This is a genomic window from Streptomyces sp. NPDC003635, assembly GCF_053587635.1.
This window is the reverse complement of record NZ_JBSFOK010000033.1, coordinates 47,750-62,202: the sequence shown is the minus strand read 5'-3', so window position 1 is coordinate 62,202 and position 14,453 is coordinate 47,750. Positions and strand designations below refer to the sequence as shown.

Sequence of the window (14,453 nt, the reverse complement as noted above, 5' to 3'; positions counted from 1 at the left end):
GTGTCAGAGGGAGAGCCCCATGACCCCCGCGTTCGCGTCCCGCCGTACCGTGCTGCGCGCGATGGCCGCCGTCCCCGCCTCCGCGCTGCTGCTGCCCGAAGCCACGGCCTACGCCGCCGCACCCCCCAGCGGCTCGGCGACCCGCTACACGATCGTCCCGTTCCTCAACAGCGACGACGGCACGGTGAACGTCTACCAGTCCGACGACGCCACCGACTTCCGGCTGCTGCGCTCCACCGCCTACACCCCACCGGCGGGCCGCATCCGCGACGCCGGCGTCATCAGGCACTCGGACGGCTACTACTACCTCACGTACACGACCCGCACCTGGCAGGACACCAGCACGACGATCGGCTTCGCGCGCAGCGCGGACCGGGTCAACTGGACGTTCCTGTACGACCATCCGGTCCCGATCGCGAACCTGTCCCGAGCGTGGGCGCCGGAGTTCTTCGTCGACAGCGACGGCAGCGTGCACATCATCGTGTCCTGCTCGACGGCCGACGACGAGTGGATCTTCACGCCGTATCTGCTGCGGGCGACGAACTCCGCCCTGACGACGTGGAGTTCACCGGTCGCCCTGTCCGGCATCGGCGCCAACCACATCGACACGTTCGTGGTGCGGATCGGCTCGACCTATCACGCCTTCACCAAGAACGAGACGACGAAGTACATCGAGTACGGCACGGCCTCCAGCCTCGCCGGCCCCTACGCGATCACGCGCACGGGCAACTGGGCGGGCTGGGGCAGCTATCGGGAGGGCCCGGCGCTGATCCAGCTGGACAACGGAGCCTGGCGGCTGTTCTTCGACGGCTACGGAGACGGCCGCTACTACTACAGCGACAGCTACGACACCTTCACGACATGGTCGGCGCCTGCCGCGTTGCCCGCGATCTCGGGTACGGCACGCCACTTCACGGTGGTGAAAGAGACGGTGCCGGGCGGGCCGAGCCTGGTCCGCAACGTCACTCGCTCCTTCCAGTCGGCCAACTACCCGACCCGCAACTGGCAGCAGCAGTCGTCCCTGCTCAACCTCCCGGTCGTGAGTGCCTCCAGCACGACGGCGGAGAAGCGGGCGTCCACGTTCACGGTCGTCGCCGGCCTCGCGGACTCGAACGGCTACTCCTTCCGGGACGCGTCCGGGAACTACCTGCGCCACTACGACTTCCGCGCCCGGTTCGACGCGAACAGCGCGACCTCGACGTTCGCGAGGGACGCGACGTTCATCGCCCGCACCGGTACCGCGACGGGCTCGCTGCGCTTCGAGTCGTACAACTACCCCGGGTACTACCTGCGGCACTACGGCTACCAGCTGCGGGTGGAACGGTCGGACGGGACGGAGCTGTTCCGGCAGGACAGTTCGTTCGTCCCGGTGACCCCCTGGGCCTGACCCGCACGCGGATGGGCAGTGGCACAGTCACTGCCCTCCGGCGTTGGGAGCGGACAACGGCGGGCCCGAAACGCATGGACCGACTGGTCGGTACGTGCTCGGGTGAGCCCGCATCAGGGCAATGCCGTCAGGGGCAATGCCCGCGCGGTGCATCGCCCGAGTCAGGCGGTGCGCGCGTCCCTGCCCGCCAGGAGAACTCCATGGCCCATCAGCACGCCCATCCGCACGCCCCCCAGTACCCTCCAAGACCCCGGCCCCACCCGCCCGGCAGGTCCTTCCTGCTCGTCAACGCACTGACCTTCGCGGTCCATCTCCTGCTCGCCTGCACCGCCGAGGACCTGCTGGCCACGCGCATCGCCGGGCAGATCACCTTCGGTGTCGTCGCACTCCTCGCCCAGGTCCTGCTCCTGCTGTGGACGGCGGCGCGCTACGACCGCGCCCCCTACGGCGAGGCCCGCGACGAGACGTCGAGCGACGAGGCCTCGTACGGGCCGCAGGGGGAGCGCTGATGCTTCCTCAGGTGCTGCTCGCAGGGGCACCCGGCACCCTCGACCTGGACGCGGACATCCGCTCCTGGGTCCTCGTCGGCTTCCTGACCTTCATCGTCCCGATGCTGCTCATCTGCGTGCTCAACGGCCCCGAGCGCGACCGGGTCAACGACTTCTACACCGCGGGCCGCAGGCTGCGCCCCGTGCAGGGAGCCATCGTCCTCTCCGGCGTCTACCTCTCCGCCGCGACCGTGCTCGGTACGACGGGAACCGTCGCGGTCTACGGCTTCGACGGCCTGTTCATCGCCCTGTGCACCGTGCTGTCGCTCGGCGTCCTGCTCCTGCTGGCCGGCCCGCTGCGCGAGCGCGGCAGCTACACCCTCGGCGACACCTTCGCCCTGCGCGCCCCGGGGCCCGCCGTGCGGATCGCGGCGGCCGTCGTGACGCTGAGCGCCTGTATCCCGTATCTGATCGTCCAGCTCTCCGGCGCAGGCCGGACCACCGCCATGCTGCTCGGCCTTTCCGGGCCGGGCGCCGAACAGACCGTCATCGTCATGATCGGCACGCTCGTCGTCTGCGCCACGGCCTTCGGCGGGATGCGAGGCATGATCGCCCTGCAGATCATCAAGACGGTGCTCCTGCTCGCCATGACGCTCGCCGTGGCCGCGGTGCTGCTGCACCGCTTCCACTGGAGCGCCGACGCCCTCATCGACACCGCCGCTCGGGGCAGCGGCCGCCCCGAGGGCTATATGCGGCCGGGCCTGCGCTTCGCCGCCGGCGGTCCGGTCAAGAGCACGCTCGACTTCATCGGCCTGATGATCACGGTGGTGCTGGGTGTGGCGTGCCTGCCCCATGTCGCCACCCAGCTCAACACCGCGCCCGACCCGGCCGCCGCCCGACGTACGGTCCGCCACACCATCGGCATCGTCGGCGCCGTCTGCCTCGTCACCACGGTGCTGGGCTTCGGCGCCTCGGCGTTGATCGGTGCCCCGAAGATCCTCGCCGCCGATCCCGGAGCCACCAGCAGCCTGCTGATGCTCACCGGTGATCTGGCGGGAGGATCGTCGGCGCGGACGGGCGAGGCATGGCTCGTCGTGCTGGTCGCCTGCGCGGTGTTCCTCACGACCCTTGCGGTCGTCGCGAGCGTGACCCTGGCGGCGGCGGGCGCCGTAGCCCACGATCTCGTCACCAACGTCGTGCGCCGCGGACGCACCACCGAGGGCCGGGAGGTGGCCGCGGCCCGTATCGCGTCCGCCCTGGTCGGGGTGGCGAGTATTTTCTGCGCGGTGTGGGTCCAGGGCTGGGACATGGGGTTCCTGTCCACACTCTCCCTGGCGGTGGCGGCCTCCTGCCTGCTCCCGGCGCTGGTGTACGCGTTGTTCTGGCGCGGCTTCACCCGTCGGGGACTGCTGTGGACGCTGTACGGCGGCCTGGGCTCCGCGATCGGGCTCCAGGTGTGCAGCCCCGTCTTCTCGGGCAACCCGATGGCGCTGGTGCCCGAGTGGCACATCGACTGGTTCCCGCTCCAGACCGTCGCGCTGGTGTCGCTGCCCGTGGCGTTCCTGCTCGGCTGGCTCGGCAGCGTGACGGGACCGCGGCACCCGGCCGGCCCCGGGGACGCGGGCGCCGGTCGAGCCCGGCGCCCTGACGCACTGACGTACTGACGCACGAAGGCGGCGGCCGGCGGAGCGCCCGCACCAGCTCACCGGCCGCCGCCCCGGTCTCAGCGGGACTTGTGGCGCATCTCCCGAGGGCTCACCCCGTAGCGTCGGTGGAAGGCCGTGCTCATGGCGCTGGCCGAGGAGAAGCCCGAGGCGTACGCCAGGTCCGTGATCGTCATGTGCGCGCAGTCGGTGCACAGGAGACGCTCGCGGACCAGACGGAGGCGCTCCTCGCGGATCAGGTCGCGGGGTGTGGTGCCCACGTGCTGGAGTGCGAGCTGGATCTGGCGGAGGGACCAACCAAGGGCGCGGGCCATGGAGTTGCCGGACAGGTCGGGGTCGGCCGCGTGCTCGCGGACGTGGCGGCGGACCACCGCCTCGACCTCGGTCAGATGCCCGGGCGCGCCGGGGCGGTCGTCGCCGCAGGCGAGCATGCAGAGCAGTTCCACGACGCGGTCGCAGACGGCGTCGAACTGCGGGGCGGTGAGGTGCTCGCGCTCCTCGTTCAGGCTGTGCATCACGGACTGCACCACGCGGCCGAGACCCTGGGTCAGATCCAGGCCGGTGGCCAGCGGTGCCTTCCGGTTCAGCGGGCCGTCGATCTCCTGGGCCGGGATCGACATGATGACAGCGCGCAGGGACGCGCCGTGCTGGAGCTCGAAAGGCGCGCCGAGCGTGAACAGGCTGCCCGTGCCCGGCCTCAGCCGCACCTCCTGGTCGTCCTGGCGCAGCCGCAGTTCGCCGGAGAGCGGGAAGAGGAGCCGGTAGTCGGGGTCCGGCATCTGACGGATCAGGCCCGGTGTGCGGGCGTACTCGATCTGGTCGCTGTGCCAGGTGACGACCTGGTAGGTGTCGCTGCGCTGACGGACCATCTCGCCGCGGAAGCCCTCGGCGCGGGCGTACTTGTAGTCGAGCCGGGTCTGGTACGTCCCGACGCGCTCGCTCCACAGGTCGGTCCGCTCGCCTGCCGCGACCTCGGCGGTCCTCGTCGTCTCCACGACGTAACTTCCCGTGGGCAACGCTTTCCCTTCATGGTGACGTGTGTCGAACGGCCTTGTCCGTTACTCAGCGCAGACTAGGGATCGGCAATCGGTTTCCGGAACTCGTCCCCGCCTCATTGGCCGGTGCCGGAGGCGAGCCTGGCGCGATCGGCCCGTCCCACGAACGTGCCTGCGTCCCACGGCAACTTCCTTGCGCGCTCGGACAAGTGCGTCACGCGGCGTCCTACTACCGTCGTGCGCCCGTCGACCCGCCACCTGCTGTGAGGACCTGATGACGGAACGGATACCGGAGGCGGTGTTCTGGTGCCTGGCCGTGGGCCTGATCGCCGTCGCCGTGCTGCTGGTGCGCGAACGCGGCATCTCCGCGCGGCAACGCAGACGGAACACCGCGTTGAGCGACCGGCTGCGGGGCCGGGACGAGGAACTCCGCCATCTCGTCGCGGCCCGGCTGCCCGCCTTGGAGGACGCTGCCCACCAGCAGTTCCCGGCCGTCGGCCTGCTCGACGAGCGGCTCGCCGACACCGAGTTCGCGAAATGCCTGGACGCCGTCCTGGAACGGTTCGCCGGCGCCGTGGAGCACGCTCGCTCGCGCGCCGACCAGTCGGCCAAGGCCGCCCTCAAGGCGTCGATGCGTTCCATTCAGGCCCTGGCCAACGAACAGCAGGTGGCCATCGCCGAGATGCAGGACCGGCACGACGACCCCTGCGTGCTGCGCGACCTGCTCGAGATCGACCACACCAACGCCCAGTTCGGCCGTCGTGCCCAGGCCATCGCCGTGCTGTGCGGATCATGGCCGGGCCGCCAGCGCGCCACCTCCGCGCTCATCGAGGTCGTACGCGGCGCCACCTCCCGCATCCGCGACTACCGGCGCATCCGCGTCAACGGCGAGGTCGACATCGCCGTACGCAGCCGCGCGGTCGAACCGGTGGTGCTCGCGGTCGCCGAGCTCCTCGACAACGCGGCACGCCACTCGCAGCCGGGCACGACCGTCGAGGTCACCGTTCAGACGGTGCACAACGGCGCCTGCGTGGTGATCGACGACGCCGGGGTCGGCATGGACGGACGGGCGGCCGAGCACGCCGCCGAACTGCTCGCCGGCGCACACGCGGTGGACATCACCCGGCTCGGCGACCCGCCCCGCTTCGGCTTCGCCGTCATCGGGACGCTGACCGAGCGCTACGGGTTCACCGTCTCCGTGGACACGCTCTCCCCGTACGGCGGTGCACGCGCCGTGGTGTTCCTGCCGGCCGCCCTGCTCACGCACCTGGCCCCTGCGCAGGCGCCCGCACCGACCGCCGAACCGCCCGCGCCCACGTCCGGCACCACACCCCTCGCGGACCCTGCTGACCGCGAACCCGAACCCGAACCCGAACTCGAACCCGAACTCGAACTCGAACCCGATCCCGAACCGGCAGCGGCGACCACGCCCGGAGGCCTGCCCAGGCGCCGTCGCCGCTCCGCACGGCGGCCGGCCGCGCAGCCCGCACCGGCGGCCGACGAGGTCGGTGGCCGCTCGGCCGAGGAGAACGCCCGGCGCATGGGCGCCTTCGCACGCGGCACCAGCTCCGGCAGGGCCGCCCGGCACACGCTCCACGACGACGAAGGGAACAGCCACGAATGACCGGGCCCACCAACAACACGTTGGGCTGGATGCTGGACGAGGTGCTGAAGGTCCCGCGGGCGCGGCACGCGATCCTGCTCTCCGCCGACGGTATGCTCCGCGCCCACTCCAAGGACATCGACCGCGACGACGCCGAACGGCTGGCCGCGGGCCTGTCCGGCGTCCAGTCGATCAGCCGCAGCACCGCCGAGTTCTGCGGCACCCCGCACACCCCGTGGCGGCAGACCCTGATCGAGTTCGCGCACGGCTACGTCTTCCTGGTCGCCGCGGGGGAGGGCGCCTACCTCGCGGTCTCCACCGGCGAGGACGTCGACATGGAGGCGGTCACCTACCGCATGCACAAACTCGTCGACCGGCTCGGCAAGGAGCTGACCAGCCCCGCCCGGCAGGACACCGGAAGCCCGGCATGACACCCCGGCGCCGCCCCACGGACAGGCTGGTGCGGTCGTACGTCGTCACGGACGGCCGCGCCCACCCCACCCGCAACACCCTGGACCTGGTCACCCTGCTGATCGCGGCCGACGATCTGCCGCTGACCGGTCTCAACCCGGAAAAACGCAGGCTCATGGAGCTGTGCCGGCCCGGAGCCCTGTCCGTCGCCGAGGTGGCGGGCCACCTGTCGCTGCCGGTCGGCGTGACCAAGGTGCTGATCGCCGACCTCATGGACAGCGGCCATATCGTCACCCGCGCGCCCATTCCCGCCGCCCGCCCGGCCGACGCCCGCATCCTCCAGGAGGTGCTCGATGGACTCCGCGCCCGCCTCTGACGGCGTCTACCTGGGGCCCAGCGTGCAGACGGCGGTCAAGCTGCTGGTCGTGGGCCACTTCGCGGTCGGCAAGACCACGTTCGTCGGCACGCTCTCCGAGATCCGGCCGCTGCGTACCGAGGAGGTGATGACCGAGGCCGGGGCCCTGGTCGACGACCTGGCGGGGATGCGGGACAAGACGACCACCACGGTCGCCCTCGACTTCGGGCGGCTCACCCTCAACGACAGCCTGGTGCTCTACCTCTTCGGCACCCCGGGCCAGCAGCGCTTCACCCGGCTGTGGCAGGACATGACCCAGGGCGCGCTCGGCGCGCTCGTCCTCGCCGACACCCGCCGCCTCAGCCAGTCCTTCGAGGTCATGGGCGTGCTGGAGGAACACGGACTGCCCTACGCGGTCGCCGTCAACCAGTTCCCCGGCGCCGCCGCGCACCAGCTCGACGAGGTGCGTGACGCCCTCGACCTGCTCCCCGAAACCCCCCTCGTGCGGTGCGACGCCCGCGACCGGGTCTCGTCCACGCGGGCGCTCATCAGCCTCGTCGAATACCTCCTGAACCTCCCCCAGTCTCGGCTTCGCTCGACCGGGGGGACCCCCATCGGCAACTTGGAGCACGCGTGACCTCCGCATCCCCCGTACCGCCCGTCCCGCCGCCGGGCTGCCCCGCGCGCGAGTCCCTGTACGGGCCCGAGTTCGCCGCCGACCCGGCCGCCGTCTACCGGCGGCTGCGCGAGGTCGGACCGATCGCGCCGGTCGAACTGGCGCCCGGGGTGCCCGCCTCGCTGGTCGTCGGATACGACGCCGCCCTGCACGTGCTGCGCGGAACCGAGACGTTCTCCAAGGACGCCCGCCGCTGGAAGGACCTGGCGGACGGCACCGTACCCATGGACAGCCCGGTCGTGCCGATGATGATGTACCGGCCGAACGCGCTGTGGACCGACGGCGCCGAACACCGCAGGCTGCGCGGCGCGATCACGGACAGCCTGGCCCGGGTCGACTCCGCCACCCTGCGCGGCCATGTCGAGGCGAGCGCGGACACCCTCATCGACCGCGTCGCCCCGGCCGGGCGGGCCGATCTGCTCGGCGAGTACGCCCAGGTGCTTCCCCTGCTGGTGTTCAACCGTCTGTTCGGCTGCCCGGCCGACTACGGCGAGCGGCTGGTGCGGGGGATGTCCGGGATCTTCGACGGCGTGGACGCCGAGCAGGCGAACGAACTGCTCGCGACGACGCTGCAGGACCTCGTCGCGCTGAAGCGCCGGCGGCCCGGGGCGGACGTGACCTCCTGGATCATGGCCCACTCCGCCGGGCTCACCGACGAGGAGATGGTGCACACCCTCGTCCTGCTCATGGGCGCGGGTACGGAACCGCAGCAGAACCTGATCGCCAACAGCCTCCGGCTGCTGCTGTCCGACGACCGGTTCGCGGGCAGCCTCTCCGGCGGCAGCCTGCCGGTGGAGGACGCCCTCGACGAGGTGCTGTGGACCGACCCGCCCATGGCCAACTACGCCGTCCACTACCCGGTCCACGACGTCGTGTACGAAGGGACACTGCTGCGGGCTGGGCATCCGCTCGTGGTCAGTCTCGCCGCGGCGAACACCGACCCGTCCCTGACGGCACATCAGCGCGCGGGCAACCGCGCCCACTTGGCGTGGAGCGCGGGCCCGCACAACTGCCCGGCCCAGAGCCCGGCCCGGCTGATCGCGGCAGTGGCCGTGGAGAAGCTGCTCGACCGGCTCCCCGACGTCGAACTCGCCGTACCGGTCGAGGAACTGGCGTGGCGACCGGGACCCTTCCACCGCGCGCTGGCCGCACTGCCCGTGACGTTCCCGCCGGCCGCTGTCACCCCGCCGGGCGTCGGCGACGAGCAGCCCGTGGCACCCACCGCCCCGGTGCTCCTGCCGTCCGACGCGCCCGCCCGTGTGCGGCACGGATGGGGCGCCCGGCTGCTGGCGTGGTGGCGTGGCGAGTGATCAGGACAGGAGGACCGGAAGGGTGCGGTGGCCGTTGGAGATGAAGGAGTCGACGGGCTCCAACTCCTGCTGCTCCTCGACGAGTCGGAGGCCGGGGAAGCGGTCGAACAGGGCCTGGAGTGCGATGCGGGCCTCCAGCCGGCCCAGCGGGGCGCCCAGGCAGAAGTGCAGGCCGTGCCCGAAGGCGAGGTGCTCCTTGTCGGCGCGGGTGACGTCGAAGCGGTGGGCGTCCTCGCCGTACTTGCCAGGGTGACGTCCGGCGGCCGCGTACGCGGCGAGGATGGCCTCGCCCTTGCCGATCACCACCTCGTCCGGGCCGCCGAACTCGCTCATCTTGAGGTCGTCGACGGCGTACCGCAGCGGCAGGCTGGCGACGGGTGCCTCCACGCGCAGCGCCTCCTCGACCACGTCCTCCCAGGGGACGCGCCCGGAGCGGACGAGGGCGAGCTGGTCCGGATGGGTCAGCAGGAGGTGGATGGCGTTGTCGATCAGGTTGACCGTGGTCTCGTGGCCGGCGCTGACCATGAGCACCAGGGTGTCGAGCAGTTCCTGCTCGCTCAGCCGGTTGTCGCCTTCGTCGCGGGCCGCGATCAGCGCGGAGGTCAGGTCGTCGCCCGGCGAGCGCCGCTTGGCGGCGACGAGTTCGCCCAGCGCCGCGTACAACCGGGCGTAGTTGTCGGTGACCTCCTCGGGGGTGGCGGAGGTGTGGAAGACACCGTCCACGACGGCCCGTAGCTCGGCACCCTGGTCCTCGGGCAGGCCGAAGAGTTCGCTGATCACCCCGATCGGCAGCGGATAGCAGAACTCCTCGCGCAGATCGACGGCTTGGCCGTGCCGACCGGCCGCCTCGATACGGTCCAGCAGGCCCGCGGTGATCTCCTCGACACGAGGCTGGAGCGCCGCGGCGCGCCGTGCGGTGAACGCCTTGGAGACCAGGGCCCGCAGCCGTTTGTGCTCGCCTCCGTAGGCGGTGAACATGTTCTGCACGGCGACCCAGGTGAACAGCGGCCACTCGGGGGAGATCTCGCCGTTGATCCAGCGGGGCCAGTGCCGGCGCGGGTCCTTGGAGACGCGCGGGTCGGTGAGCAGGCGCTTGAGGAGGTCGGGACTGCTGACAGCCCAGGCCTGGACGCCGTCGGGCAGTTCGACGAGGGTCACCGGTCCGCGCTCGCGGATGCGGGCGGCCTCGCCGTGGATGTCACGGCCGGTCGGGTCGATCACTAAGGGGCGGGGGTGTCCCATGGAAGCCTCCCTGGCGCTCGCACAACGATACGACCGGTAAAGCTACTTGGGCGTAGCGTGTCCGGGCGAGAGTGCCCGGTGTGCGCTGCGCACGGGGACAACTTCTCTGCGTCCGGCCGCAAGTCGGCGGTTCGCTTCCGCCCTACGGTCGGGGTGTCGGATCGGGAGGCCGGTGAGGGCGATGGCAGTCGGCGGGACCTCGTGGTGGATGCAACCGGGCTGTGTCGAGGTGCGGACCGTGGCCGCGGGCGGCTGGTGGGATGCCGTACGCGTCCCCCTCGATCTTGGTCTCGGCGCCCTCCGGCACCTCGGCGACGAAACGGGAGCCGTGATCCGGGACAACTTCGCCGGGCGTCTGTACTGGATGATCCCCCCTGGATCCGCCGCCGGTTGGAGCATCCCGCAGGTACGCGTCCTGGGCCGGGGCTGCCATGTGGCGATCCCCCCGCTGCACCGCGTCATGTGCCCCGGCCTGTGCTGGCAGCTCCCCCCGACACGGGACCGTGAGTGGACGAACACCCCCCGCCTGCACGCGGCCCTCCTCCGCGAGAGGACCCCCACCCCCTGAACACCCGCCCCGGCCGAACCTGAGCCCGGCCGGGGCGGGACAGCGTGCTCCCGGGCACTCGAAGAGTCGGCGTACGCGTGGTTCGCGCACCGCGGACGCGGCGAACGGCGTCCTCACGTCCTTTAGAGTCGGCCGTATGACGGAGGCACCGGCCCAGGGCCGCGGCGCACGGTCCCGGGACGCGATACTCGACACCGCCGGCGAACTGATGGCCCGGCACGGCTACGCCGCCACGTCCATTTCGATGATCTCCGCCGCGTGCGGCCTGCCGGTGAGCTCGCTCTACTGGCACTTCGGCAGCAAGGACGGGATCTACGTCGCGGTGCTGGAACGGGCCAGGACCACCCTGCTGGCGGCCCTGCCCCCGGCCGAGGTGCCGGGTGCCGACGCCGACGAGCGTCTGGAGGCCTTCCTCGCCGAGGTCGGGGACGCGTTTCAGCGTCATCAGCACGGCGTGCGCTTGCTGTTGGGACTGGGAATGGTGCGACAGGACGCCAGCGCGGCGGCCGTGGCCGAGGTGCGGGGCTACCGGGACGCACTGGTGGTCTGGGCCCGGGAGGCGCTGAGCGCTGTCTTCGAACTGGGTGATCGTCCCGAAGTGGCGGACGAACTGGCGCGCTTCACCCTCCGGATGGCGAGCGGAACGGCCGTGGCGCGCTGGTTCGACGCGGATGCCGCACTGGAGACCGGCCCGTTGTGCGTGGCGTTGCGGGCACTGGCGGCCCATCGCGGCGTCGCGGCACGGGGCGTCCCGAGCGGGGACGCCCCGTCGACCGGCGATCAGGAGGGGTCGGGCTGCCAGAACGCGCAGTGGTGAGCGGCCGCGAACCGGGTCGTGGGACCGACCCGGTCGGGAGCCAGTACCTGGACGCGGTCTCCGTCGGGCGTGTACCGCGGCCAGGAGGGCGCGCCGGGCCCGTTGGGGTCACCGGTCGCGGCGAAGCGGGCCCAGTAGGCGGTCATCGTCGAGGACAGCCGCCGCTGCCGCGGCGTCAGGGGCCGTACCTCCTCCATGGGGAAGAGGTAGGCCAGTTCGGAGGCGTGGAAGGCCCCCTGTGGCGTGTGCGGTGCCGGGATGAACGGGGGAGCCTGGGGGTCGGCGAACTCGTAGGCGTGGACCGGTGCCCGCGTGCTGTACAGCCGGCTGTCGGACCGTGCAGGACAGGCGAACCGCTGATCGGTGCCGACGGCGGAGTACGCCAGGTTGGGGGAGGCGTACGACGAGGCCGGGTACGTGTCGAGGACCGCGGCCGCGCGCTCACCGTACTGAAGCCGGATCAGCGCCGCGTACGACGCGGGAGTCAACGGACCGCCGCCGAGCAGATCCACGTACAGAGCCGTGAAGTAGCGGTACTCGTCCCGGGTGCTGCCGCTCAGTGTCGGCACCGCGTTCACACGTCCCTCGGCCCACGCCGCCCGCGGAGGGCGCGGCAGGACCCGCGGCCCGGTGTTCGGGCCCCACAAGGAGGCTGCCCCGGTATCCGTCGTGCGGATCAGCTCGGTGACGGGCACGGTCCGCAGACAGGCCGCCGCGGTCGCCGGATCGGCACACCCGACGGCGGCCGCGAAACCGCTGCCCCTGCGCTCGGCCGCGTCGAGCGTGAGCGGGGTCAGGGCGCCGGGCGAGACACAGCTGCCGCTCTGCTGGATCGCCCGCTGGAACAGGCCCTTCGCGGTCGGCGAGGCGATGTGGGCGCACGTGTCCGCCGACCCGGCTGACTGGCCGCCCAGCGTCACCCGGTTCCGGTCGCCGCCGAAAGCGCCGATGTTGCGCTGCACCCAGCGCAGCGCGGCCTGCTGGTCCATCAGGCCGTAATCGCCGGAGGCATGGTCCGTGCTCTCGGTCGACAGAGCCGGATGGGCAAGGAACCCCAGTGCTCCGAGGCGGTAGTTGACGGTCACCACGACCAGGCCCCGCGCCGCCAGCGCCGAGCCGTCGTAGTCGCTGCCCGCGCCGTAGACATTGCCGCCGCCGTGCAGCCAGACCAGCACCGGCAGGGGACGGCCGGTGGTGCGGGCGGGGGTCCACACGTTGAGGTACAGGCAGTCCTCCGTGGTGCTGCCGGTGCGGTTGGACTCCCCGGGCAGGACGGGGCCTCCGTCGGGGAGGAGTGTCAACGGCAGTTGGGGGCACGGGCGGGCCGGTGCGGTGGCGTCCCGCACGCCATGCCACGCGGCAGCGGGCCGGGGCGGGCGCCAGCGCAGCGCGCCGGTCGGCGGGGCGGCGAACGGGATCCCCTGGAAGACCCGCCCGCCGTCGCGGCCCTGGGCCCCCCGCACCAAGCCGCGGTCGGTGGGTACGACGACGGAGCCGTGCCCGGCGTCGGCCCGGGCGCTGGGCAGGGGAGCGGTGAGCGGCAGCAGCAGGGCCGCGACGACGGCCATGGCGCGGGCAAGGGGGTGGCGCGGGCTAGGAGAGCTCATCTCGTCGCATCCTCATCGGTCTTGACGCCGGTGCGGGGCGGGGTCATGGCGTGCGCTCGTAGGCGCCGATGTCGCAGGCGGGGCCCTGGGGGCGGGCGACGCCGCGTTGATCGGTGCCAGGGCAGTCGTCGGCCGCGTCGAGGGCAGGGCTGCCCGGCAGGAGAGCCATGGTGTCCGTAGGGCCGCCGTGGTCGGCGAGCGGCCCGAGCAGCGGGTCACGGCTGGGCAGATCGCCTGCGGCGGTGAGGTGGCAGCTTCCGTCGGCGTCGATGTTGTGGCCCAGCGAGACGATGGTGGCGAAGGCCTTGTCGCAGTCGGCGGCGGCGCCGTCGACGGTGTTGTCCGCGACGACGGTGTTGCGCAGGGTCATGCGCCCCAGGGGCAGGTCCACGGGCCCGGGGAGGCTGTCGAGATAGGCCGGGGCGATGTTGATCCCGCCCCCGCCGTCGCTGGAACTGTTCCCGGTGATGGTCGAGTTGAGGATCTGTACGGTTCCCAGGCCACGGATGTCGATGCCGCCGCCGTAGCCGCCGAGGCTACCGGGCCGGTCACCGGGGTCCACCACCCGGTTGTCGGCGATCGTCGAGTTCGTCACGGTTCCGGTGTCGTCGAATCTGATGCCGCCGGCCTCTCCGGCCGCGTTCCGGCTGACCGTGCTGTCGACGAGATCGAGATGGGAGTCCGGGACGTTGAAGATGCCGCCGCCGTAGCCGGCGGAGTTCCCGGTGACGGTGACCCGACGCAGTGTCAGATGCCTGCCGTTGGCGATGCCGCCACCACCGGTGTCGGTGAAGGGCAGTTCGCGCTGTACGGCCCTGCCCCCGGTGATCGTCACGTCGGACATGTGGGTGTCGGCCCGCAGACGGAAGGCCCGGTCCAGGAGGTTGGCGTCGATGACGGTGGTTCGCGCTCCGGACCCCTTGATCGTGGTGGGGGCGTCGACGTTCAAGTCTCCTGTGGTGGGGTCGGGATGGTCGCCGTTGATCAGCCGCGGGTCGGGTGGGATGGTCAGCCGGTAGTGGCCGGGAGGCAACGTGATCGTGCTGCCCGGCCGGGAGTTGGCGGCCATCACCGCGGCGCGCAGGCTGCACGTGCCGGACGCGGTACGGCACGTGCCGTCCGACGGATCGGCGTCCACCCCGTCGGAGGTGGTGTCCACGGTGAACCCCGAAGGGTCGGCGGCCGGGGCCGCGGCGGCATCGGCGGCGGTGGCGGTGAGGGCCAGGACGAGGGCGGCGAGTGTCGCAGGGGTGACTCGGACTCTCATGCGGTGAACTCCTCCGGCGAGGAATCTGGGCGTACGAGGAATCGGGCGCTGCGAGATCTGCGC

General features: G+C 71.8%; 14 protein-coding genes. 10 read left to right on the top strand and 4 right to left on the bottom strand.

Features of this window, described 5'->3' with window-relative positions:
- The first annotated feature begins 19 nt into the window (after window positions 1-19).
- From ACWDRW_RS27235 to ACWDRW_RS27225, 3 genes are all read left to right on the top strand, one after another.
- The gene (locus tag ACWDRW_RS27235) at window positions 20-1,387 is read left to right on the top strand and encodes a glycoside hydrolase family 43 protein (RefSeq protein ID WP_451726801.1); all 1,368 of its coding nucleotides are present in this window, start codon (window positions 20-22) and stop codon (window positions 1,385-1,387) included.
- Window positions 1,388-1,587: 200 nt separating this feature from the next.
- A complete protein-coding gene (locus tag ACWDRW_RS27230) occupies window positions 1,588-1,896 on the top strand; it encodes a hypothetical protein (protein ID WP_451726798.1) in 309 nt (102 codons plus the stop codon).
- Window positions 1,896-3,539: a sodium/solute symporter gene (locus tag ACWDRW_RS27225; RefSeq protein WP_451726795.1), complete on the top strand. Its 1,644-nt coding sequence runs from the start codon at window positions 1,896-1,898 to the stop codon at window positions 3,537-3,539. Before ACWDRW_RS27230 ends, ACWDRW_RS27225 begins: the two co-directional genes overlap by 1 nt.
- Window positions 3,540-3,598: 59 nt before the next feature.
- Here ACWDRW_RS27225 and ACWDRW_RS27220 read toward each other — a convergent pair whose 3' ends face one another.
- Window positions 3,599-4,555 (bottom strand): AraC family transcriptional regulator, encoded by a 957-nt coding sequence (locus ACWDRW_RS27220; RefSeq protein ID WP_451726792.1) that lies wholly within the window; start codon window positions 4,553-4,555, stop codon window positions 3,599-3,601.
- 253 nt (window positions 4,556-4,808) lie between these two features.
- Here ACWDRW_RS27220 and ACWDRW_RS27215 point away from each other — a divergent pair, with 253 nt between their 5' ends.
- Genes ACWDRW_RS27215 through ACWDRW_RS27195 form a run of 5 tightly spaced genes read left to right on the top strand, consistent with a single transcriptional unit; the run spans window position 4,809 to window position 8,889 of the window.
- Complete coding sequence (locus tag ACWDRW_RS27215; protein ID WP_451726790.1) at window positions 4,809-6,158, top strand: ATP-binding protein; 1,350 nt, start codon at window positions 4,809-4,811, stop codon at window positions 6,156-6,158.
- Window positions 6,155-6,568: a roadblock/LC7 domain-containing protein gene (locus ACWDRW_RS27210; RefSeq protein ID WP_451726787.1), complete on the top strand. Its 414-nt coding sequence runs from the start codon at window positions 6,155-6,157 to the stop codon at window positions 6,566-6,568. The genes ACWDRW_RS27215 and ACWDRW_RS27210 overlap by 4 nt, the downstream gene beginning before the upstream one ends.
- Entirely contained in the window at window positions 6,565-6,924 is a 360-nt protein-coding gene (locus tag ACWDRW_RS27205) for a DUF742 domain-containing protein (protein WP_451726784.1), read from the top strand. Before ACWDRW_RS27210 ends, ACWDRW_RS27205 begins: the two co-directional genes overlap by 4 nt.
- Window positions 6,902-7,540 (top strand): GTP-binding protein, encoded by a 639-nt coding sequence (locus ACWDRW_RS27200; protein WP_451726782.1) that lies wholly within the window; start codon window positions 6,902-6,904, stop codon window positions 7,538-7,540. The genes ACWDRW_RS27205 and ACWDRW_RS27200 overlap by 23 nt, the downstream gene beginning before the upstream one ends.
- Window positions 7,537-8,889 (top strand): cytochrome P450, encoded by a 1,353-nt coding sequence (locus tag ACWDRW_RS27195; protein WP_451726780.1) that lies wholly within the window; start codon window positions 7,537-7,539, stop codon window positions 8,887-8,889. The genes ACWDRW_RS27200 and ACWDRW_RS27195 overlap by 4 nt, the downstream gene beginning before the upstream one ends.
- Here the strand turns inward: ACWDRW_RS27195 and ACWDRW_RS27190 are convergent, their stop codons facing one another.
- Window positions 8,890-10,131, bottom strand: a complete 1,242-nt coding sequence (locus ACWDRW_RS27190) for a cytochrome P450 family protein (protein WP_451726778.1) — start codon at window positions 10,129-10,131, stop codon at window positions 8,890-8,892. It abuts the gene before it with no gap.
- Window positions 10,132-10,312: 181 nt separating this feature from the next.
- Here ACWDRW_RS27190 and ACWDRW_RS27185 point away from each other — a divergent pair, with 181 nt between their 5' ends.
- Window positions 10,313-10,699 (top strand): hypothetical protein, encoded by a 387-nt coding sequence (locus tag ACWDRW_RS27185; RefSeq protein ID WP_451726776.1) that lies wholly within the window; start codon window positions 10,313-10,315, stop codon window positions 10,697-10,699.
- Window positions 10,700-10,835: 136 nt separating this feature from the next.
- A complete protein-coding gene (locus ACWDRW_RS27180; protein ID WP_451726774.1) occupies window positions 10,836-11,516 on the top strand; it encodes a TetR/AcrR family transcriptional regulator in 681 nt (226 codons plus the stop codon).
- Here the strand turns inward: ACWDRW_RS27180 and ACWDRW_RS27175 are convergent.
- Window positions 11,480-13,123, bottom strand: coding sequence for a carboxylesterase/lipase family protein (locus tag ACWDRW_RS27175; protein ID WP_451726772.1), 1,644 nt, complete (start codon window positions 13,121-13,123; stop codon window positions 11,480-11,482). The genes ACWDRW_RS27180 and ACWDRW_RS27175 overlap by 37 nt on opposite strands.
- Window positions 13,124-13,166: 43 nt before the next feature.
- Complete coding sequence (locus ACWDRW_RS27170) at window positions 13,167-14,390, bottom strand: choice-of-anchor Q domain-containing protein (RefSeq protein ID WP_451726770.1); 1,224 nt, start codon at window positions 14,388-14,390, stop codon at window positions 13,167-13,169.
- Between the last annotated feature and the right edge of the window lie 63 nt (window positions 14,391-14,453).